Genomic DNA, 18,865 nt, shown 5'->3' with positions numbered 1-18,865 from the left:
GCCGTCACGAACCGGCGGCGGCCCACCAGGCTTCGTCGATTTCGCCGCGCGCCACGATCTCCGCCGGGCCCGACAGCGTCGAGCCACCTCGGGAGACCGTCACCGACACCCTACCGCCCGGAATGTCCACTGTGGACGCACCCGTGTCCGTGCCCGAGAGGTGGAACGCCGCCGCCACCGCGGCGACCGTGCCCGTTCCGCACGCCCGGGTCTCCCCCACCCCGCGCTCGTGGACGCGCATCCGCAGCGCGCCCTCGCCGAGACGGTTGACGAACTCGAGGTTGACCCCGTGCGGGAAGACGTCGTGGTCGAAGTCGGGCTGGTCGCGCAGGTCCAGGTCCGCCACGTCCTCGTCGATCAGCGACACCAGGTGCGGGTTGCCGACGTTCACCGCGACGCCCGAGAACGGCCGGCCGGCCACCACCGTCACCGACGTGCCGGTGATGGTCGCCGGGCCCATCCGGACCGTCACCGAGCGGTCGGGGTGCACCACCAGCGGGCGGTCGCCCGCGCGGGTGCCGATGACGAACTCGCCCGCGGTCTCCAGGCCCGCGTCGACCAGGTAGCGGGCGAACACGCGGGTGCCGTTGCCGCACATCTCGGCGATCGACCCGTCGGCGTTGCGGTAGTCCATGAACCACTCGCCCGCGGACGGCTCGTCGATCGCCGCGGCGCGGACGACGCGCAGCACGCCGTCGGCGCCGAGGCCGCGGTGGCGGTCGCACAGCGCGGCGACTCGGGCTTCGGTCAGCTCGAGACGGCCCGCCGGATCGGGGAGCAGCACGAAGTCGTTCTGCGTGCCGTGCCCCTTGAGGAACTCGATTCCGCCCATAGGGGCAAGATTACCGGCCCAGGGTATCCAGGACGCGCGCGGCCAGCCCCGGATCGGCGCCGTCGAACCAGTGGATCCGCTGGTCGCGCCGGAACCAGGAACGTTGCTTCCGGACGAAGCGCCGCGTCGCCTGCGCCGTCGCCGCGGCGGCCGCCTCGAAGTCGCCTTCGCCGTCCAGTTCGGCGAGCACCTGCTGGTAGCCGAGCGCCCGCGACGCCGTCTTCCCGTCGCGCAGGCCGCGCTTCTCGAGCTCGCGCACTTCGTCGACCAAACCGGCGTCGAACATCCGCCGGACGCGCTCGTTCACGCGCTCGTCGAGCTCCTCGGGAGCGCGGTCGACGCCGAGGACGACCGTGCCGTACCGGGCCGGCCCCGGCTTGGGCAGGTTCGCCGAGAACGGCTCACCGGTGATCTCGATGACTTCCAGCGCGCGCACGATCCGGCGCGTGTTGGTCGGCAGGATCGCCGCCGCCGCGGCCGGGTCGCGTTCACCCAGCCGGGTGTACAACGCGGGGGTGCCGAGCTGCTCGGCTTCCGCGTCGAGCCGGGCCCGGACGGCCGAATCGGTGCCGGGGAACCGCAGGTCGTCGAGCACCGCCTGGACGTAGAGGCCGGACCCGCCGGTCAGCACCGGGACCCGGCCGGCGGCCCGGAGTCGCTCGATCGTGGCGCGGGCGTGGCGCTGGTAGGCGGCGACGGACGCCGTCTCGGTCACGTCCAGGACGTCGAGCAGGTGGTGCGGGACGCCGCGGCGCTCGGCCCCGGTGGCCTTCGCGGTGCCGATGTCCATGCCCCGGTAGAGCTGCAGGGCGTCGGCGTTGACGACTTCGCCGCCGAGTTCCAGCGCCAGCTCCACGGCCAGCGCGGTCTTGCCGGTGGCCGTCGGCCCGACCACGGCGATCGGGGCGACGAGGCTGTTCACGGCGGCTGACGATACCGGCGGGCCGACACAGAGCGTCCACCGGAAGTAGGATCACGAGCTTCGAGTGGCTCATCCGGTACCACGGTGCGCGCTGAGCTGCTTGAATGCCGACTGGAGGTCGTAGCATCCGAGCACGGCCCGTGACGACCGCATTACCCGGCCCCGCTTCCGCGGCGGGGCGCCCGCGCGAGCGGGCGTACAGGCGATAAGGAGCCTGCGATGGCCCAGGAGAACACTTCCACCGGTACCCCGGCCCCGCACCCGGTGCCGCACGCGCTGCACGCCGGGCACGCCGCCCCGCCCGTGCCGCCCGCCGAACCCACCCCGTCGACCTGGGGCCGGATCGACGACGAGGGCACCGTCTACGTCATCACCGCCGAGGGTGAACGCGCCGTCGGCGTCTGGCAGGCAGGCAGCCCCGACGAGGGTCTCGTGCACTACGCCCGCCGCTTCGACGACGTGCGCACCGAGGTCGAGCTGCTGGAGACCCGGCTGGTGTCCGGCGCCGGCGACCCGAAGCACGCGCTCTCGAGCGCGACCCAGATCCGCGACGGCCTGGCCGAGTCCGCCCTGGTCGGCGACCTGGCGGCGCTCGCGGCGCGGCTGGAGTACGTGATCGGGCACGCCGAGAAGGCGCTGGCCAGCGCGAAGGCGGAGCGTGAAGAGGCCCGCGCGGCCGCCGTCGCCCGCAAGCAGGAGCTGGCCGAAGAGGCCGAGAAGATCGCCGCCGACTCCACCCAGTGGAAGGCGGCGGGCGACCGGCTGCGCGCGATCCTCGACGAGTGGAAGACGGTCAAGGGCGTCGACCGCAAGACCGACGACGAGCTGTGGAAGCGGTTCTCCAAGGCCCGCGAGGCGTTCAACCGCCGCCGCGGATCGCACTTCGCCGAGCTGGACAAACAGCGCGCGTCGGCCAAGCAGCGCAAGGAAGAGCTCATCGCCGAGGCCGAGGCCATCAGCGAGTCCGAGGACTGGGGCGAGACGGCGGGGCGCTACAAGGACCTGATGACCGAGTGGAAGGCCGCCGGCCGCGCGCCCAAGGACAGCGACGAGGCGCTGTGGCAGCGCTTCCGCGCGGCGCAGGACAAGTTCTTCGCCCGCCGTTCGACGGTGTTCTCCGAGCGCGACGCCGAGTTCGGCGCGAACGCGGCCCGCAAGGAGGAGCTGCTGGTCGAGGCGGAGAAGATCGACGCGGCGGCCAACCTGGAGGCGGCGAAGAGCGCGCTGCGGCGCATCCAGGAGCAGTGGGACGAGATCGGCAAGGTCCCGCGCGAGCGGATCCGCGAGCTGGACGGGCGGCTGAAGGCGGTCCAGGACGCGGTGAAGTCCGCGGAGGACACCAAGTGGCGGCGCACCGACCCGGAGGCCCAGGCCCGGGCGGCGCAGTTCCGGGAGCGGGTGGAGCAGTTCGAGTCGCAGGCCGCGAAGGCACGGGCGGCCGGGGACGAGCGGCGGGCCAAGAAGGCCGACGAGCAGGCAGCCCAGTGGCGGGAGTGGCTGCAGGCCGCCGAGGCGGCGGTCGCGGACCGCTGAGGTTCACTGCTTCGAAGGCCCCCTGGCCACGGCGAGGGGGCCTTCGCCGGTTATCGGATGGTTAACGCGTCACCCGAACCGGTCCCAGGCGCTCCCCGGCCGGGGGTTTCCGGGCGCTTTCGCGCCTCGCCGGTGCTCCACTTCGATCATGAGCAAGACATCGAACCTCGTGTCCGCACTGGTCATCGCCTGCACCGTCGCGCTCGCCGCGCCCGCCGTCGCGCTTGCGGCCGCCGGGCCCGCTCCCTCCGTCGTGCAGGGCAAGAAGCACAAAGCCAAGGTCGAGGCCAAGGCCGACAAGTCGCGCGTCAAGGTTGGCGAAGAGACGAAGATCAAGGGCTCGTTCGCCGACCTCGGCGGGCAGGAAAGCCTCAGCGGCGGCGAGCCCGTCATCGTCCAGCAGCTGAAGGCCGGCGTCTGGGTCAACCTCAGCACCGGCACCTGCCGGCCGAACGGGAACTTCGTGTTCAGCCTCAGCTTCAGCCTGCGCGCCACCGTTACCCTGCGCGTCTTCCACCCGGAGACCGACCTCTACGTCAGCGCGGTCTCCAGTGTCTTCGGCGTCGTGGTGATCTAGGAGCGCGAGAACGCGGTGCGCATCCACGACACCGCGAGGCAGATCATCGCGAGCCACGCGATGATCAGGCCGTACCCGGGTCCGCCGCCCGCGGCTCCGCTCGCGTGCGACGACTGCTGCGACCAGATCGCCAGCAGCCCGTCCACCGAAGCGAACCAGCCGCCGGCGGCGCACACCCAGGCCAGCCACCACCGGCGCGTCACCAGCGCCAGCGCCGAGGCCACGATGCCGACGCCGGTCGACGTCGCCGCGAACAGCTGCGGGATGCCGCCGCCCTCGCCGGCCAGCACCTGCCAGCCCGCCTTGTCGCCGACCCACGGCAGGATCAGGCAGATCAGCAGCACGAACGTGAACACCGCGATGGTGAACCCGCGCCGGCCCAGCTCGACCGTGCGCGACGCGCGGTCGCCCACCTCGTCGATCTCGGCGGCCAGCTCGGCCAGCTCGCCGTTGCCCTTGGACTCCGTCACAGCGCACACCCGCTCACCGGCGCCGGCTGGGCGGCCGGAGCACCGAAGCCCGGCAGTCCCAGCGTGACGCCGCTCGTCTTCGGCTTCAGCCCGGCCTCCGCGTTGTCGCCCGCCCGCGTCCGCCGGTGGGACAGCAGGTCGCCGTCGGCCACCAGGTGGTGCGGCGCGCCGTAGGTGACCACCGTCTCGACGACGTCGCCCGGGCGCACGGTGCCGTCGACCAGCGCACCGGTCGGCGTGAAGTGCACCAGCCGGCCGTCACGCGCGCGGCCGCTCATCCGGTTCGTTTCGGCGTCCTTGCGGCCCTCGCCCTCGGCGACGAGCAGCTCGACGCGGCGGCCGACGATCTTCTTGTTCTCTTCCCAGGAGATCGCGTTCTGCAGCTCGACCAGGCGCTCGTAGCGCTCCTGGACGACCTCCTTGGGCAGCTGGTCCGCCATCGTCGCGGCCGGCGTGCCGGGCCGCTTCGAGTACTGGAACGTGAAGGCGCTGGAGAACCGGGCCTGCGCGACAACGTCCAGCGTGGCCTGGAAGTCCTCCTCGGTCTCCCCCGGGAAGCCGACGATGATGTCGGTGGTGATCGCCGCGTCGGGCATCGCCGCGCGGACCTCGTCGAGGATCTTCAGGAAGCGCGCCGAACGGTAGGACCGCTTCATCTCGCGCAGCACCCGGTCGGAGCCGGACTGCAGCGGCATGTGCAGCTGGTGGCAGACGTTCGGCGTCTCGGCCATCGCCTCGATGACGTCGGAGGTGAACGCGGCCGGGTGCGGCGAGGTGAAGCGCACGCGCTCCAGGCCGTCGATGGCGCCGGTCGCGCGCAGCAGCTTCCCGAACGCGAGCCGGTCGCCGAACTCGACGCCGTAGGAGTTCACGTTCTGGCCGAGGAGCGTGACTTCGAGCACGCCCTCGGCGACGAGCGCCTCGACCTCGCTGAGGATCTCGCCGGGCCGCCGGTCGCGCTCCTTGCCGCGCAGGGCGGGCACGATGCAGAAGGTGCAGGTGTTGTTGCACCCGACGGAAACGGACACCCAGCTCGCGTAGGACGACTCGCGCTTCGCGGGCAACGTCGAGGGGAAGGTTTCAAGCGACTCGAGGATCTCGACCTCGGCCTCGGCGTTGTGCCGCGCGCGTTCGAGCAGCGTCGGCAGCGACCCGATGTTGTGCGTCCCGAAGACGACGTCGACCCAGGGCGCGCGCTTGACGATCTCCCCGCGGTCCTTCTGCGCGAGACACCCGCCGACGGCGATCTGCAGCTCCGGGTTGGCGACCTTGTCCGGGCGCAGGTGGCCCAGGGTGCCGTAGAGCTTGTTGTCGGCGTTCTCCCGCACGGCGCAGGTGTTGAACACGATGAGGTCGGGCTTGGCCCCGTGGTCGACGGGGACGTACCCGGCGTCCTCGAGCTGCCCCGCGAGGCGCTCGGAGTCGTGCACGTTCATCTGGCAGCCGAAGGTGCGGATCTGGTACGCCCTGGGTGCCTGTGTCTCGGTCATCGTCTCTCAGGGTAACCCCGGCCTGACCAGGTAAAGCCGCCGCCTGCCCTCAGGTCCCCTCGTGCCGGGCCGGTGATGTGGTCGTGACGCCGTGTAAGCCCTGCCGCGACGGGGCGGGTGCCGGCCTGCGGGGTGCCCGCGCCCCTCAAGGTTCGTGCTCCGCGGCCGGCTGCTCCGGTCGTGGCCGCCGGGCCGGGGCCTCGTGGGCCGGTCCCGGCGGCGAGACCGGCCGTGGCGCCTCCCGTGGCCGGCAACGCCGCCGTCGCCGCCTCGATGACCGGCACGCCGCGCCTGGACAGCCGGGCGGAGCGCAGCAGTGAGCCCGCGGGTGCGGTGGACTGCCTGGCGGTACCTGTCACCTGGGGGGGTCCGCAGGCCTGTCCTACGACAGCCTCGCCTGGTGCGACGACCACTGGGCGTTTTTCCCGAAGCCGTATCGCGTACTGGCCACCGGCTGAACCTGTTCCGTGGCAAGGTGATCGGATGGACTGGGAACCGTGGCTGCGCAAGTGGAGCGCGGAATGGATCAGCACGGCCGAGCCCGGCGAACTCGATCCCGCCGTGACGCGCGAGGAGTGGCTCGGGTTCGCTCCTGCGAGCGAAGACGACGTCGCCGCGGCCGAAGCTCGGCTGGGCGTGCGGTTGCCGCCGTCGTACCGGCAGTTCCTGCGCTGCACCAACGGGTGGCGTGACGCCGGTGGCTTCGTGTGGCGGCTGCGCGACACCACGACAGTCGGCTGGCTGCGCGACCTCGAGCCGTTCTGGGAAGAGCCGTGGGAAGACTTCGTCGGAGCTGACGACGGCACCTGCTTCAGCCGGGGTTTGCTGGTGTCGCTGGAAGCCGACGCGGGCATCCTGTTCCTCGACCCCGGCGACGTCGACGAGTCCGGCGAGTGGGCGGCCTACAGCCTGTTCTCCTGGCGGGCCGAACCACCGGCCCGGTTCGCTTCCTTCACCGCGCTGATGGAGGACCTCTACGCCGAGTTCCACCAGATGCGCAAGCCGGCCGGTGAGACGCGCGACGGGTGGGACGCGGAGGTCGAACGGGCACGCGTCGCCGCGCTCGCCGGTGACGTCGGCCTCGCCGCCGGGGTGCTGGCGCGGGCCGAAGACTTCGGCCGCGAGCGGGCCACCCTGCTGCGCGTGCAGATCCTGCTGCTGTCACGCGAGTGGTACGAGGCCGGCATGTTGCTCGGGCGGTTGCTGCACCCGTCCTTCCTGCCCGCGGGATTCCTCACCGACCCGCTCTTCACCGAAGAACTGCTGCCGTACCTCTTCGACGACCACCTTCGCGGCGCGCGGCAGGGCCGGATGTCCGTGCTCCAAGGCGCGATGATCGGCGAGCGACCGGAAATCATGTCCCTGATCTCCGAAAACGAGCCCCGGTTCTCGCGGCCCGGCGAAGGGTTCACCTACGGCAACCCGGAGTTCGACGAGCCCGTGCGCCGCGCGCGGGCCGCGCACCAGGACGACCCCGACGCGCTGTGGGCCGCCATCCTGGCCGCGTTGCCGCTCTGGCGGCCGCGCACCCCGGACCACATCGCCCCCGTCGCGCTGCTCGCCGACCCCGTGCTGGCCGCGGCGATCACCCCCGCGCGGGGCCGCGAACTGCTCACTACGCCTCGGCACCCGTGAACATCGCCACCATGCTGTGCGGTGCGTCGGCGCCGAGCATGGTCTCGTAGACGTCCTCCTCCTCCACTGCCCGGGAAAACATCGCCTTTTCGTGCTCCGCCAACGCCTTCTCCGGGTCGTCCGGATGCGCCGCGACCGCCTGTGCGAGTGACGCGCCGTCCAGCATGGCCAAGTTGGCTCCTTCGCCGTTCGGGGGCATCAGGTGCGCCGCGTCGCCGATCAGGGTCACTCCCGGTACGCGGTCCCAGCGGTGCCCGGCCGGCAGCGTGAACAGGCGGCGCAGCACCGGCGGCACGTCGCTGCCGGTCAGCAACGCCGTCAGCTCCGGAGCCCAGCCGTCGAACTCCCCGGTGAACTCACCGAGCCAGTCCTGCGGCTTTCGCAGCTGCGCGTACGCGTGCAGCGTCCCGCCGCTTTCCCGGTGCGCCAGGATTCCCTTGCCCGGCGCCAGCGCGAACATCGAGCCCGCGCCGACGGCCTTCGCGGCGGCGGGGTGGCGGGTGTCGGCGTCGAACAGGAACGTCTCGACCACCGAAACGCCGACGTAGGACGGAATCGCGTCCGATACCAGCGGACGGACCCGCGACCACGCGCCGTCCGCGCCGACGAGCAGGCCGGTCACGACCTTGGTGCCATCGGCGAAGCTCACCTCGTGACGACCCTCACCGAGGGCACGCGCGCCGGTGGCCTTCCGTCCCCAGTGGACAGTCCCCGGTGGCAGGGAGTCAAGCAGCAGCTGCCGCAGCTCGCCGCGCTGGACCTCGGGGCGCTCGCCGGTGCCGTCGTCGGGCCGGTCGAGCAGGAGCTTCCCCGTCCGGTCGAAGACGCGGTAGGACTCCCGGCCCGGCAGGACCAGCTTGCGGAAGCCGTCCGTCAGTCCTGCCGCTTCTAGGGCCGGTTGGCCGTTCCACGGGTGGATGTCGAGCATGCCGCCCTGACGGCGGGCATGGGGTCCGGCGTCCGCTTCGTAGACCGTCGCCGGGATTCCGTGAACGTGCAGGACGCGGGCCAGCACCAGGCCGCCGAGTCCCGCTCCGATGATCGTCACCGAGTTTTGGATCGTCACTCCAATGACGCTACCACGACTTTGGATCGCCGATCCAAACATGGCATGATGAGCCCCATGGCGAAACGACGCACGGACGGGCTGTCCCGGGAGGTGATCGTCCGGGCCGCGACCGGGCTCCTTGACGACGGCGGCGAGGCCGCACTGACCTTCCGCGCGCTGACGACGCGGCTGAGCACCGGCTACGGCGCGATCTACCACCACGTGGCGAACAAGAGCGACCTGCTCGCCGCGGCCACCGACGACGTCATCGCGGGTGTCCTGACCGGCGTGGTCGTCACCGGGGACCCGCGGGAAGCCCTGCGCACGGTGGCCCTGGGCCTGTTCGACGCGATCGACGCCCACCCGTGGGTCGGCGCCCAGCTCTCCCGCGAGCCGTGGCGCCCGGCGCTCCTGGAGATCTACGAAAGCACCGGCCGGCTGCTCGACGCACTCGGCGTCCCCGAGGCGGCTTTGTTCGACGCCGCGGGGGCGCTCGTGAACTACGTCCTCGGCGTCGCCGGGCAGAACGCCGCGAACGCGCGGGTACTCGCCTTCGGCGAAGCCGACCGGACGGCGTTCCTGGCCGAGGTCGCCGCGCAGTGGGCGAAACTGGATCCGGAGCGGTACCCGTTCGTGCACCGGGTTTCCGCGCGGCTGCGCGAGCACGACGACCGCGAGCAGTTCCTCGCCGGCGTCGACATCTTCCTGGCCGGGATCGCCGCCCGGTACTGACCGGTGCGGCGGCCCGGAAGCCGCCGCACCGGGTGCTGTCACCAGCCGACGGCGACCACCAGCCACTGCGGGTCGCCGTGGGAGACGAACGACGACTGGGCCGCCACGTCGTCGTACGGGAAGCCGTACGCGAGGTGGTTGATCCCGTGGTCGTGCCAGAACTTCGCGTAGTAGTTCGCCGGCGCGGCCCGGTAGTAGTTCGCCGGGTCCTGCTGCTGCGACGCCGGCAGCTGCGCCGTGTGCCGGTTGAGCGCCGCGCACATGTTCGGGTTCCCGGCCAGTGAGCCGGCGCACCCGGTGATGTTCGACGTCGGCTCGTTGACGCCCACCGACTGCGCGTAGGCGGTGAAGTAGTTCGCGTACCGGCCGCCCGCGCGGAAGTCCGGCGCGCTGCCCGGAGCCGGGATGCGGTACGGCGCGTTCACCGTCGCCAGGCCCTTGAACTCCGTCGGCACCTCGGACTGGAACCGGGCGAAGGTGGCCGAGCGGTCCTCCTGGAACAGGCCGTAGTCGTCACCCACCTGGACGTCGTAGCCGTCGTGCGCGTGCAGCCGCATGGCCAGCTTCAGCGCGAACGCGTCGACCCGGGTCGTGTTGCCGTTGAACACGTCCGGCCCGACGGTGAACTCGATGAAGTCGGCGTACTGGCCGTTCGGGGTGCCCAGGTAGAAGTACATCCGGCCGGCGGAGTTGGCCGGCATGTCGATGTAGGGCTGTTCGGCGATCGAGTGCGTCTGGCCGCCGAAGTTCCAGTACACCTGGCTGTCCGGGTACTTGCCGTTGGTGCGGTTGAGCACCTTCACGGTGAGCACGTTCCGGGCGGCCGGGATGCTCGCGGTGTCACCCCAGAACGAGTCCGGCGGCGTGCCCGCGCCGGGTGGCGTGGTGCCGCCGCCGGTGCCGAACACCTGGAACTCCCACAGCGAGACGCCGTACGGGGTGGCCCGGGCGGTCGTGGCGAGCCGGACGTACCGGCCGGAGCCGGTCACGTTCAGCGTCTGCGTACCGCCGGCGCCGGTGGTCGTCTGGTACACAGTGGACCAGGTGGAACCGTTGGCGGACACCTGGATCTGGTACGCGGTCGCGTAGGCGGCCTCCCAGCGGAGCACGACCTGGCTGACGGTCGCCGAGCCGCCGAGGTCGACCTGGATCCACTGTGGATCGCTGAACTGCGACGACCAGCGGGTGGCGGTGTTGCCGTCCACCGCGGCGCTCGCCGGGGTGCCGGCGTTCTCCACCGACGACGCCGTGGCGGGTTTGCCTTGGGAGATCAAGGCATCCGCGGCGGTCGCCGACGGTGCGGCGAGCCCGAGGACGGCGACGGCGAGCGCCGCCGCGAGCGTCGCCAAGCGGGTACCGGGGCCGCGGCGACGGCGCCGCGGCAGGACGTTCGAGGGCATGGTTCCTCCCTGGCCGGGGAAGCGGGGCGGACCCGCCGCCGGTCAGGGGACGGCATGGTCCGGCTCGTCCCCTGAGCGCCGGGCGGATGCCCTCGAGGGCCGGCGGGGGACGATCGGTGAAAAGGTTCATACCACCGCACCCGACCTGTCAACCCTTGACAGTTCCGCGCCGCGGAGCGATCCTCGGAACCGGTTCCACCTCGAACCTCTGCGTGGCGCCGCCACCCGCCCAGGGGCCTCACCCCGGGAGTCAGCCATGCCCGTCCACTGTGGACTTACGCGACGAGGTCGGCCAGCACCGCGGCGGCCGCCCGCTGGCCGGACACGAGCGCGCCCTGCACCGAAGGCGTGTCCCGGTGGTCTCCGCAGACGTACCGGCCCGGGCCGATCCGGACCGGGCGCCGCAGCGGAGCCCCGGGACCGAACACCGGCAGCGCCCGGGGCACCGCGTACGTCCCGATCAAGTCCCACCCGCGCGTGTCGGTGTCGTAGATCCGGGCCAGCCGCTGCCGGACCCGCGGCTCCAGGCCCGGGTCGGCGCGGTCGGGCACCGACGCGGCGATCAGCGCCGAGCCGGCCGGGGCGTAGGCCGGGGAGACCTCGCTGAGCACCGCCGTGTTCAGCAGCAGGTCGTCGAGCCCGTCGACCAGCAGGGTCGGCGAGCGCAGCGGAGAGGTGTCCGCGCGGTAGTAGAACGTCGTGACCGCGTGCCAGCCCGGCGCTTCGACGCCCGGCAGCAGCCGCGCGGCCGTGTCGCCATCGGTCGCCACGACGACGGCCCGCGCCCGGATGTCCTCACCGTCGCGCGTGCGGACGCCGTCCTCGGTGACCGCCTCGACCTCGACGCCGGTGCGAACGGTCAGCCCGGTGGCCAGCTGGTTCGGCAGCGCCTGCATCCCCTCGGCGGGCAACGCGCCGCCGCCGCGCAGGAAGCTGCGCCAGATCAGGTGGAACATGCGGCTCGACGTCGCCAGGGCCGGGTCGAGGAACACCCCGGCCAGGAACGGCCGCAGCACCTCCTCGACGGTCGACCTCGAGATGCCCCAGCGCCGCAGCTCTTCGGCGGTGCTGCGCCCGGCGTCGGCGCGGTCGGCCTTCAGCACGTCGCGCGCCGCCAGCGCCGCCATCCGCGCGCCGTCGAAGGGCCGGCTCGCCGCGAACGCCGCGACCCCGCCCACGGCGGGCAGGCCGTGCCACGGCCCGGCGAGCCACCGGCGTCCCGAACCGGTCATCGCGATCGTGCCGCGCGTGAACGACCGCGGCCGCAACGCGGCGACGTCGGTCAGCCGCCGCAGCGCTGGGTACGCGGGCAGCAGCACCTGGAACCCGCGGTCGAGCCGGAACCCGTCGACGACGTCGGTGCGCACCCGGCCGCCGACGTCGTCCCCCGCCTCCAGCACCGTGACCTCGGCGCCGGCCCGGCGCAGCCGCCGCGCCGCACTCAGCCCCGCCAGCCCGCCACCCACGACGACGACGTCCATGCCGCTCTCCCTTCGTCCTCACTGGTAATGCCCGGATCGCCGGTGACCAACCGCCGGGCCGCCGGATCTGGCACGATCGGGCCGTGGCCACGACGCGGCGGAGGCAAGCGCTCGCGATGGCGGCCGCCCTGGTCCTGGTGCTCTCGGCGTGCAGCTCCGGGTTCGGCGGGCTGAAGCTGCGGATCGCCGCGGGCAACCCCGGCGGTGTCTACGACAAGCTCGCCCAGACCCTCGCCACGGCGTGGGCCGCCGGCCTGGACATCGACCGGCCGGCCGTGCTGCAGACCCAGGGCTCGCCCGACAACATCGACAAGGTGCTCGCCGGGGCCGCCGACGTCGCGTTCGTCGCCGCCGACGTCGCCGCCGACCGCGCCAAGGCCGACCCGCGGCTGACCACCCTCGCCCGGATCCACGACGACTACCTGCACATCGTCGTGCGCGGCGACTCCGACATCCGGACCGTCGAGCAGCTGCGCGGCCACCGGATCGCGACCGGCGCGCCGTCCTCGGGCGTCGAGTACATCGCCAAGAGGCTGCTGCAGGCGACCGGCCTCACCGGTGCGGTCACCACCAGCGCCCGCGGGCTCGACGACTCCGTCAAAGCGCTGCTCGACGGAGAGATCGACGCCTTCTTCTGGTCCGGCGGCCTGCCGACACCCACGCTGGCCGGATACAACGCCAGCCAGTCGCTACGCCTGCTGGACATCGCCGACGTGATGCCGAAGATGCAGGAGATCAACCAGGTCTACGGCACCGCGTCCATCCCGGCCAGCACGTACAACCAGCCGGGCCCGGTGACGACGCTGCTGGTGCCGAACTTCCTGATCGTCCCGAAGTCGATGCGCGACGACGTCGCCGAGGCGCTGGTCCGCGGCCTCTTCGACGCGCGCCAGCAGCTGGCGCTGGCGAACCCGGCGGCGTTGTCGATCGACGTCCACCCCGGCATCGAGACCCAGCCGATCCCGCTGCACCCCGGCGCGCTGCGGTACTACCGCGACAAGAAGATCTAGGCGGCCGGGAACGTCATCGTGATCCGCAGGCCGCCGCCGTCGGGCAGGTCGAGCGCCAGCTCGCCGTCGGAGTGCGCGGTCAGCTCCGACACGATCGCCAGGCCCAGCCCCGAACCCGGCACGTTCTGGTGCGCCGGGCTGCGCCAGAACCGGTCCAGCGCGCGGTCGAGCTCTTCGGGCGGCAGGCCGGGTCCGTGGTCGCGGACGGACAGCCGCACCCGGTCGCCGTCGCGTTCGACGGCGACCCGGATCTCGGTGCCGGCCGCGGTGAACTTCAGCGCGTTGTCGAGCAGCGCGTCGAGGATCGTCTCGGCCCCGCGCGGCGGCATCCGGACGCGGGCACCGTCGCCCGCCGCGTCGACGACCAGCCGCACGTCCCGGGCCTCGCCGACCACCGACCAGTCGGCGACGCGCTCGGCGACGGCTTCGTCCAGCACCACCGGGTCCAGCTCGCCCCCGGACGCTTCGGCGCGGGCCATCGACAGGAGGCCGTCGAGGATCTGGTGCAGCCGCCCGGCGTCGACGCGCGCGGCCTCCAGGTCGGCGGCGGACTGGTCGTCGACGACGTGGCCGTCGAGGTTCCCGAGCCGGATCTTCAGCGCGGTCAGCGGGTTGCGCAGCTGGTGGGAGGCGTCGGCGACGAACGCGCGCTGCGCGGCCAGCGCACCCGACACGCTCTCGGCCATCCGGTCGAAGGAGCGGCCGAGCTGCCGCAGCTCCGGCGGCCCGCCGCCCTCCCCCACCGGCTCGGCCTCCCGCCCGCTGACCACGGACGCGACCAGCGCGCCGGTCGCGTCGTCGAGCCGCTTCACCGGCTTGAGGATCCACCGGACGACCGGGATCGCCACGCCCAGCGCGACCACGAACGCGAGGATCCCGCCCGCGGCGAGCAGCAGCCACCACCACAGCACGGCGGCGCGTTCGGAGTCGGTGGTGGACACGGTGAGCACCGCCCCGCGGACCTCGCCGTCGGCGAGCACCGGTTCGGCGAGCACCAGCGGCGTCGAGTCCCACGGCATCAGCACGCCGGCGGGCTGCGACCGGCGGCCGGCCAGCGCCTCGTGGACGGGGTCGCTGATCCGCTCGTCCTTGAGGTCGATCCGCGCGGCGGCCGGGCCGAGCGCCGTGACGACCGGCCGGCCGTCCTGGTCGACGACCACCACCTGGACGCCGTACACCTCGGTGTAGCGGCGGACGTCGGGTTCGATCAGGTACGGCTTGTTGTCCAGCAGCGGCCGCTGCGCCAGCGACGCGAAGCGGGCGGTGTCGGTGAGCCGGTCGAGGAAGAGGTCCTGCTGCGCGCCCGCGGCGATCGAGATGGCCAGCGGGATGCCGAGCCCGAACACCAGCAGCGCCACCAGCGTCAGCACGATGCCTTGCAGCCGGACGCGCACGCTCAGCTCCGGGTGCCCGCGCCGCCGAGCCGGTAGCCGACCCCGCGGACCGTTTCGATCAGCGCCGGGCGGCCCAGCTTCGTCCGCAGCGTCGCGACGTGGACGTCCAGCGACCGGCTCTCCGCGGCGCCCCGGTGGCCCCACACCTCGGTGAGCACGTGCTCGCGCGAGCACACCGCGCCGCGCGCGCCCGCGACCAGCGCGAGCACCTGGAACTCCTTGCGGGACAACGCGATCGCGCGCCCGTCGACCAGCACCTCGTGCCGGGCCAGGTCCACGCTGACGTCCCCCACCTCGATGACCACCGGCTCGGTGGCGGTGTGTTCCGGACGGCGGCGGCGCACGGCTTCGACGCGGGCGAGGAGCTCCTCGACGTCGTAGGGCTTGACGAGGTAGTCGTCGGCACCCGCGCGCAGGCCCCGGATCCGGTCGTCGACCTCGCCGCGCGCCGACACGACGATGATCGCGACGTCGCTGACCGCGCGGATCTGGGTGCACAGCGTGACACCGTCGATGTCCGGCAGCCCGAGGTCGAGCAGGATGACGTCGACCTCGTGCACGCGTTCGAGCACGCCGGCGCCGGTGGCCAGCCGGGCGATCGCCAGGCCGCGGCGGGTCAGCGCCGGGATGAGCGCGCCCGCGACCCGGTCGTCGTCCTCCACCAGCAGCACCCGCACCCGTCCGCCTCCCATGGTGACCCGCTCCACCGGCCGGTGACGCCGAACTCTAGGACGTCCCGCCGCACCGCGCACGGGCCACCCGGACGGTGACTGTGGGTTACGCTGGCGCCGATAGCCCCAAAAGGGACATCGATACGCAGTTGAAACCCTAAGTATTGCTCAACTCGGCTTGCCAGCCGGGGAAGCAACGGTAGGTTCTCGCCATCGCGTGGTGACCCACGCCGCATTCGAACGACCCTGGAGGCCAGATGACCGCGGAGGTGGCGGCGCCGATGATCAAGGCGTCCGTCGTGAACAAGTACTTCGGCGACCTGCACGTGCTCAGGGAAATCACGCTCGAGGTGCCTCGCGGCCAGGTCGTCGTGGTGCTGGGTCCGTCGGGGTCGGGCAAGTCGACCCTGTGCCGGGCGATCAACCGCCTCGAGCCGATCAACTCGGGCGAGATCGCCGTCGACGGCGTCCCGCTGCCCGCCGAAGGCAAGGCGCTCGCGGCCCTGCGCGCCGACGTCGGCATGGTGTTCCAGTCGTTCAACCTGTTCGCGCACAAGACCATCCTCGAAAACGTGATGCTGGCGCCGACGAAGGTCCGCAAGGCCTCGAAGGACGAAGCGCGCAAGACGGCGATGGAACTGCTGGAGCGCGTCGGCATCGCCAACCAGGCCGACAAGTACCCGGCGCAGCTGTCGGGTGGTCAGCAGCAGCGCGTGGCGATCGCGCGGGCGCTGGCGATGCGGCCCAAGGTCATGCTGTTCGACGAGCCGACCTCGGCGCTGGACCCGGAGATGGTCCAGGAGGTCCTCGACGTCATGACCGGCCTGGCCAAGGACGGCATGACGATGCTGGTCGTCACCCACGAGATGGGCTTCGCCCGCCGGGCAGCCGATCGGGTGATCTTCATGGCCGACGGCGAGATCGTCGAGGACACGACGCCGGAAGAGTTCTTCACCGCACCCAAGAGCGAGCGCGCGAAGGACTTCCTCGGCAAGATCCTGACCCACTGAGCACTTTTTCCCGGCCTCCGCGGCCGGGCGAGATTCGGAAGGAACCTGAGAGACGATGCGGTTGAACCGAGTTCTGCAGGTCGGCGCGGTCGTGATGGCCGCCGGGCTGGCCCTGGCGGCCTGCGGCGGCGGGTCCGGCAGCGGCGCGAGCGGCGACAAGAACCTGGTCCAGCGGGCCAAGGACAACAAGAAGCTGGTCATCGGCATCAAGTTCGACCAGCCGGGCCTCGGCCTGAAGAAGCCGGACGGCACCTACGCCGGCTTCGACGTCGACGTCGCGAAGTACATCGCGAAGCAGCTCGGCGTGGAAGAGTCGGGGATCACCTGGAAGGAAGCGCAGTCGGCGCAGCGCGAGGACCTGATCAAGAAGGGTGAGGTCGACTTCATCGTCGCCACCTACTCGATCACCGACAAGCGCAAGAACGACGTCTCCTTCGGCGGCCCGTACTTCATCGCGCACCAGGACCTGCTGGTCCGCCAGGACAACACCGACATCACCGGCCCCGAGTCGCTGACCGGCAACAAGAAGCTCTGCTCGGTCAAGGGCTCGACCCCGGCGCAGAACGTGAAGACGAAGTACGCCAAGGAGGTGCAGCTGCAGGAGGTGGGCAAGTACACCGACTGCGTGACCGCGCTCCTGAACGGCACGGTGGACGCGATGACCACCGACGACGTCATCCTCGCCGGCTACGCCGCGCAGCAGCCCGGCAAGCTGAAGCTGGTCGGCAAGGGCTTCACCGACGAGAACTACGGCGTCGGCGTGAAGAAGGACGACGCCGACGGCAAGGCCGCGATCAACAAGGCCATCCAGGCGATGGAGCAGGACGGCTCCTGGGAGAAGTCGCTGCAGACCAACGTTGGCCCGTCGGGCTACAAGATCCCGGCCGCGCCGGCGATCGCTCCCTGATATCCGGTTTGTGAAGACGAACGGTGCGCCGTGAAAGCGGCGCACCGTTCCCATACCGAGGCCAGGTTGGACAACCGTGTTCGAGTTCCTCAACAACCCTGATTACGACCTCGTCGGCGCGTTCTGGACGACGATCCAGCTGACGTTCTTCTCGGCGATCGGCGCGCTCGTCTGGGGCACGATCCTCGTCGCGATGCGGGTCAGTCCGGTGCCGATCATGCGCGGCTTCGCGACGGCGTACGTGAACATCTTCCGGAACACCCCGCTGACCGTGATCATCATCTTCACGTCGCTGGGTCTCTCGTCCACGCTGGGCATCAACCTGGCCGCGTCGGACTCGCCGACGTCGCTGGCCGACAACGCGTTCCGGCTGGCCGTGCTGGGCTTCGTCGTCTACACGGCGACGTTCGTGTGCGAGTCGCTGCGGTCGGGCATCAACACCGTCCCGGTCGGCCAGGCGGAGGCGGCGCGGGCCCTGGGGCTCAACTTCCTCCAGGTGCTCACGCTGATCGTGCTGCCCCAGGCGTTCCGTTCAGTGATCGCTCCGCTGGCGAACGTCCTGATCGCGCTGCTGAAGAACACCACCGTGGCGTCGGTGATCGGCGTCGCCGAGGCGTCGCTGCTGATGTCGACGATGGTCGAGAACGAGTCCGACTCGCTGTTCCTGGTCTTCATCCTGTTCGCCCTGGTGTTCGTCGCGCTGGTCCTGCCACTCGGCCTGCTGCTCGGCTGGGTCGCCAAGAAAGCCGAGGTCAAGCGATGAGCACGCAGTCCGTCCTCTACGACGCCCCGGGCCCGAAGGCCAAGGCCCGCAACTGGATCTACACGGTCCTGTTCCTGCTGGTGCTGCTGCTGGTGGCGTGGTTCGTCTACACCGGCTTCGACGAGAAGGGCCAGTGGGCGGGCGCGCTCTGGAAGCCGTTCGTCGAAGGGTCGACCTGGACGCAGTTCCTGCTGCCCGGCCTGCTGAAGACGCTCGAAGCGGCCGCGCTGTCCATCGTGATCGCGTTGCCGATCGGTGCGCTGCTGGGCATCGGCCGGCTGTCCCAGCACAAGTGGGTGCGGATCCCGGTCGGTGCGGTGGTCGAGTTCTTCCGGGCCATCCCGGTGCTGCTGCTGATGGTGTTCGGCGCGGCGCTGTACGCGTACTACACCCCGATCGAGGCGGACACCCGCCCGCTGTTCGCCGCCGTCACAGGCCTGGTGCTCTACAACGGCTCGGTGATGGCGGAGGTGTTCCGGGCCGGCATCCTGTCGCTCCCGAAGGGACAGACCGAGGCCGCGTCGGCGCTGGGCCTGCGCAAGACCCAGACGATGATCAACGTCCTGCTGCCCCAGGCCGTCACGCTGATGCTGCCGGCCCTGGTGAGCCAGCTGGTGGTCATCCTGAAGGACACCGCGCTCGCCGGTCAGCTGACCATCGGCTACGACGAGCTGATCCGCGGGTCCGGGCCGATCACCGGCAACTTCAACAACACGATCCCGACGCTGATCGTCATCGCGATCATCTTCATCGTGCTCAACCTGGCGCTGTCGTGGTTCGCCTCGTGGCTGGAGCGCAAGCTGTCGCGGCGCAAGAAGGCCCCGCGGGGCGCGAAGCCGCTGGAAGCCGCCCCGGCGGCGGTGACTGCGGCAACGGACATCAACACCGGTCGCGCGCTCTGAACCAGTGTTCGAAGCGGGTGGGTGCGCACATCGCACCCACCCGTTTTTCGTTTCCCCGGGTTGTCGTACCCGGGGGTCTCCCCTAGCG

Annotated in this window: 18 protein-coding genes; 9 read left to right on the top strand and 9 right to left on the bottom strand. The window is 71.5% G+C overall.

From position 1 onward, the window contains the following. Positions 1-4: 4 nt before the first annotated feature. Positions 5-832 carry a diaminopimelate epimerase gene (gene dapF, locus BLV96_RS30605; RefSeq protein WP_086676153.1) on the bottom strand — a complete coding sequence of 276 codons (828 nt, stop codon included), beginning with the start codon at positions 830-832 and terminating at the stop codon, positions 5-7. Positions 833-842: 10 nt separating this feature from the next. Beyond that, on the bottom strand, positions 843-1,754 hold the full coding sequence (miaA, locus tag BLV96_RS30600) for a tRNA (adenosine(37)-N6)-dimethylallyltransferase MiaA (RefSeq protein WP_086676151.1): 912 nt from the start codon (positions 1,752-1,754) through the stop codon (positions 843-845). A gap of 219 nt (positions 1,755-1,973) precedes the next feature. On the opposite strand from miaA, the gene BLV96_RS30595 reads away from it, so the two are divergent. Continuing rightward, positions 1,974-3,287 (top strand): DUF349 domain-containing protein, encoded by a 1,314-nt coding sequence (locus BLV96_RS30595; protein ID WP_086676149.1) that lies wholly within the window; start codon positions 1,974-1,976, stop codon positions 3,285-3,287. 148 nt (positions 3,288-3,435) lie between these two features. Continuing rightward, positions 3,436-3,864 carry a hypothetical protein gene (locus BLV96_RS30590; protein ID WP_086676148.1) on the top strand — a complete coding sequence of 143 codons (429 nt, stop codon included), beginning with the start codon at positions 3,436-3,438 and terminating at the stop codon, positions 3,862-3,864. On the opposite strand, the gene BLV96_RS30585 is transcribed toward BLV96_RS30590, so the two are convergent. Then, entirely contained in the window at positions 3,861-4,334 is a 474-nt protein-coding gene (locus tag BLV96_RS30585; RefSeq protein WP_086676146.1) for an Rv2732c family membrane protein, read from the bottom strand. The two genes, BLV96_RS30590 and BLV96_RS30585, sit on opposite strands and share 4 nt — an antisense overlap. Next, positions 4,331-5,824, bottom strand: coding sequence for a tRNA (N6-isopentenyl adenosine(37)-C2)-methylthiotransferase MiaB (gene miaB / locus BLV96_RS30580; protein WP_086676144.1), 1,494 nt, complete (start codon positions 5,822-5,824; stop codon positions 4,331-4,333). The genes BLV96_RS30585 and miaB overlap by 4 nt, the downstream gene beginning before the upstream one ends. Positions 5,825-6,307: 483 nt before the next feature. On the opposite strand from miaB, the gene BLV96_RS30575 reads away from it, so the two are divergent. Continuing rightward, a complete protein-coding gene (locus tag BLV96_RS30575) occupies positions 6,308-7,459 on the top strand; it encodes an SMI1/KNR4 family protein (protein WP_158104129.1) in 1,152 nt (383 codons plus the stop codon). Here the strand turns inward: BLV96_RS30575 and BLV96_RS30570 are convergent. Further along, positions 7,440-8,519 (bottom strand): FAD-dependent oxidoreductase, encoded by a 1,080-nt coding sequence (locus BLV96_RS30570; protein WP_244180657.1) that lies wholly within the window; start codon positions 8,517-8,519, stop codon positions 7,440-7,442. The two genes, BLV96_RS30575 and BLV96_RS30570, sit on opposite strands and share 20 nt — an antisense overlap. Positions 8,520-8,573: 54 nt before the next feature. On the opposite strand from BLV96_RS30570, the gene BLV96_RS30565 reads away from it, so the two are divergent. Then, positions 8,574-9,239, top strand: a complete 666-nt coding sequence (locus tag BLV96_RS30565; protein ID WP_086676190.1) for a TetR/AcrR family transcriptional regulator — start codon at positions 8,574-8,576, stop codon at positions 9,237-9,239. 38 nt (positions 9,240-9,277) lie between these two features. Here the strand turns inward: BLV96_RS30565 and BLV96_RS51565 are convergent, their stop codons facing one another. Both BLV96_RS51565 and BLV96_RS30555 read right to left on the bottom strand, forming a co-directional pair. Then, positions 9,278-10,639, bottom strand: coding sequence for a beta-1,3-glucanase family protein (locus BLV96_RS51565; protein ID WP_086676138.1), 1,362 nt, complete (start codon positions 10,637-10,639; stop codon positions 9,278-9,280). A gap of 275 nt (positions 10,640-10,914) precedes the next feature. After that, positions 10,915-12,120, bottom strand: a complete 1,206-nt coding sequence (locus BLV96_RS30555) for an FAD-dependent oxidoreductase (protein ID WP_086676136.1) — start codon at positions 12,118-12,120, stop codon at positions 10,915-10,917. Positions 12,121-12,203: 83 nt separating this feature from the next. On the opposite strand from BLV96_RS30555, the gene BLV96_RS30550 reads away from it, so the two are divergent. Beyond that, positions 12,204-13,130: a TAXI family TRAP transporter solute-binding subunit gene (locus BLV96_RS30550; RefSeq protein WP_086676134.1), complete on the top strand. Its 927-nt coding sequence runs from the start codon at positions 12,204-12,206 to the stop codon at positions 13,128-13,130. Here BLV96_RS30550 and BLV96_RS30545 read toward each other — a convergent pair. Next, positions 13,127-14,524, bottom strand: a complete 1,398-nt coding sequence (locus BLV96_RS30545) for a sensor histidine kinase (protein ID WP_091389709.1) — start codon at positions 14,522-14,524, stop codon at positions 13,127-13,129. The two genes, BLV96_RS30550 and BLV96_RS30545, sit on opposite strands and share 4 nt — an antisense overlap. Positions 14,525-14,526: 2 nt before the next feature. Next, positions 14,527-15,201, bottom strand: a complete 675-nt coding sequence (locus BLV96_RS30540) for a response regulator transcription factor (RefSeq protein ID WP_167379812.1) — start codon at positions 15,199-15,201, stop codon at positions 14,527-14,529. Positions 15,202-15,476: 275 nt separating this feature from the next. On the opposite strand from BLV96_RS30540, the gene BLV96_RS30535 reads away from it, so the two are divergent. From BLV96_RS30535 to BLV96_RS30520, 4 genes are all read left to right on the top strand, one after another. After that, positions 15,477-16,205: an amino acid ABC transporter ATP-binding protein gene (locus tag BLV96_RS30535; protein WP_208608384.1), complete on the top strand. Its 729-nt coding sequence runs from the start codon at positions 15,477-15,479 to the stop codon at positions 16,203-16,205. Positions 16,206-16,260: 55 nt separating this feature from the next. After that, a complete protein-coding gene (locus BLV96_RS30530) occupies positions 16,261-17,112 on the top strand; it encodes a glutamate ABC transporter substrate-binding protein (RefSeq protein ID WP_086678325.1) in 852 nt (283 codons plus the stop codon). 76 nt (positions 17,113-17,188) lie between these two features. Further along, positions 17,189-17,875: an amino acid ABC transporter permease gene (locus BLV96_RS30525; RefSeq protein WP_086678326.1), complete on the top strand. Its 687-nt coding sequence runs from the start codon at positions 17,189-17,191 to the stop codon at positions 17,873-17,875. Beyond that, positions 17,872-18,777: an amino acid ABC transporter permease gene (locus tag BLV96_RS30520; protein ID WP_086678327.1), complete on the top strand. Its 906-nt coding sequence runs from the start codon at positions 17,872-17,874 to the stop codon at positions 18,775-18,777. The genes BLV96_RS30525 and BLV96_RS30520 overlap by 4 nt, the downstream gene beginning before the upstream one ends. Positions 18,778-18,865 lie beyond the last annotated feature (88 nt).

It is taken from the genome of Amycolatopsis pretoriensis, assembly GCF_900107925.1.
GTDB lineage: Bacteria > Actinomycetota > Actinomycetes > Mycobacteriales > Pseudonocardiaceae > Amycolatopsis > Amycolatopsis pretoriensis.
The sequence above is the reverse complement of the archived record's forward strand: the minus strand, read 5'-3'. Positions and strand labels throughout refer to the sequence as shown.

Coding starts and splice junctions, on each gene's coding strand:
- dapF (WP_086676153.1), bottom strand. CDS start 832: ATGGGCGGAATCGAGTTCCTCAAGGGGCACGGCACGCAGAACGACTTC.
- BLV96_RS30595 (WP_086676149.1), top strand. CDS start 1,974: ATGGCCCAGGAGAACACTTCCACCGGTACCCCGGCCCCGCACCCGGTG.
- BLV96_RS30590 (WP_086676148.1), top strand. CDS start 3,436: ATGAGCAAGACATCGAACCTCGTGTCCGCACTGGTCATCGCCTGCACC.
- miaB (WP_086676144.1), bottom strand. CDS start 5,824: ATGACCGAGACACAGGCACCCAGGGCGTACCAGATCCGCACCTTCGGC.
- BLV96_RS30575 (WP_158104129.1), top strand. CDS start 6,308: ATGGACTGGGAACCGTGGCTGCGCAAGTGGAGCGCGGAATGGATCAGC.
- BLV96_RS30565 (WP_086676190.1), top strand. CDS start 8,574: ATGAGCCCCATGGCGAAACGACGCACGGACGGGCTGTCCCGGGAGGTG.
- BLV96_RS51565 (WP_086676138.1), bottom strand. CDS start 10,639: ATGCCCTCGAACGTCCTGCCGCGGCGCCGTCGCCGCGGCCCCGGTACC.
- BLV96_RS30555 (WP_086676136.1), bottom strand. CDS start 12,120: ATGGACGTCGTCGTCGTGGGTGGCGGGCTGGCGGGGCTGAGTGCGGCG.
- BLV96_RS30535 (WP_208608384.1), top strand. CDS start 15,477: ATGATCAAGGCGTCCGTCGTGAACAAGTACTTCGGCGACCTGCACGTG.
- BLV96_RS30530 (WP_086678325.1), top strand. CDS start 16,261: ATGCGGTTGAACCGAGTTCTGCAGGTCGGCGCGGTCGTGATGGCCGCC.
- BLV96_RS30520 (WP_086678327.1), top strand. CDS start 17,872: ATGAGCACGCAGTCCGTCCTCTACGACGCCCCGGGCCCGAAGGCCAAG.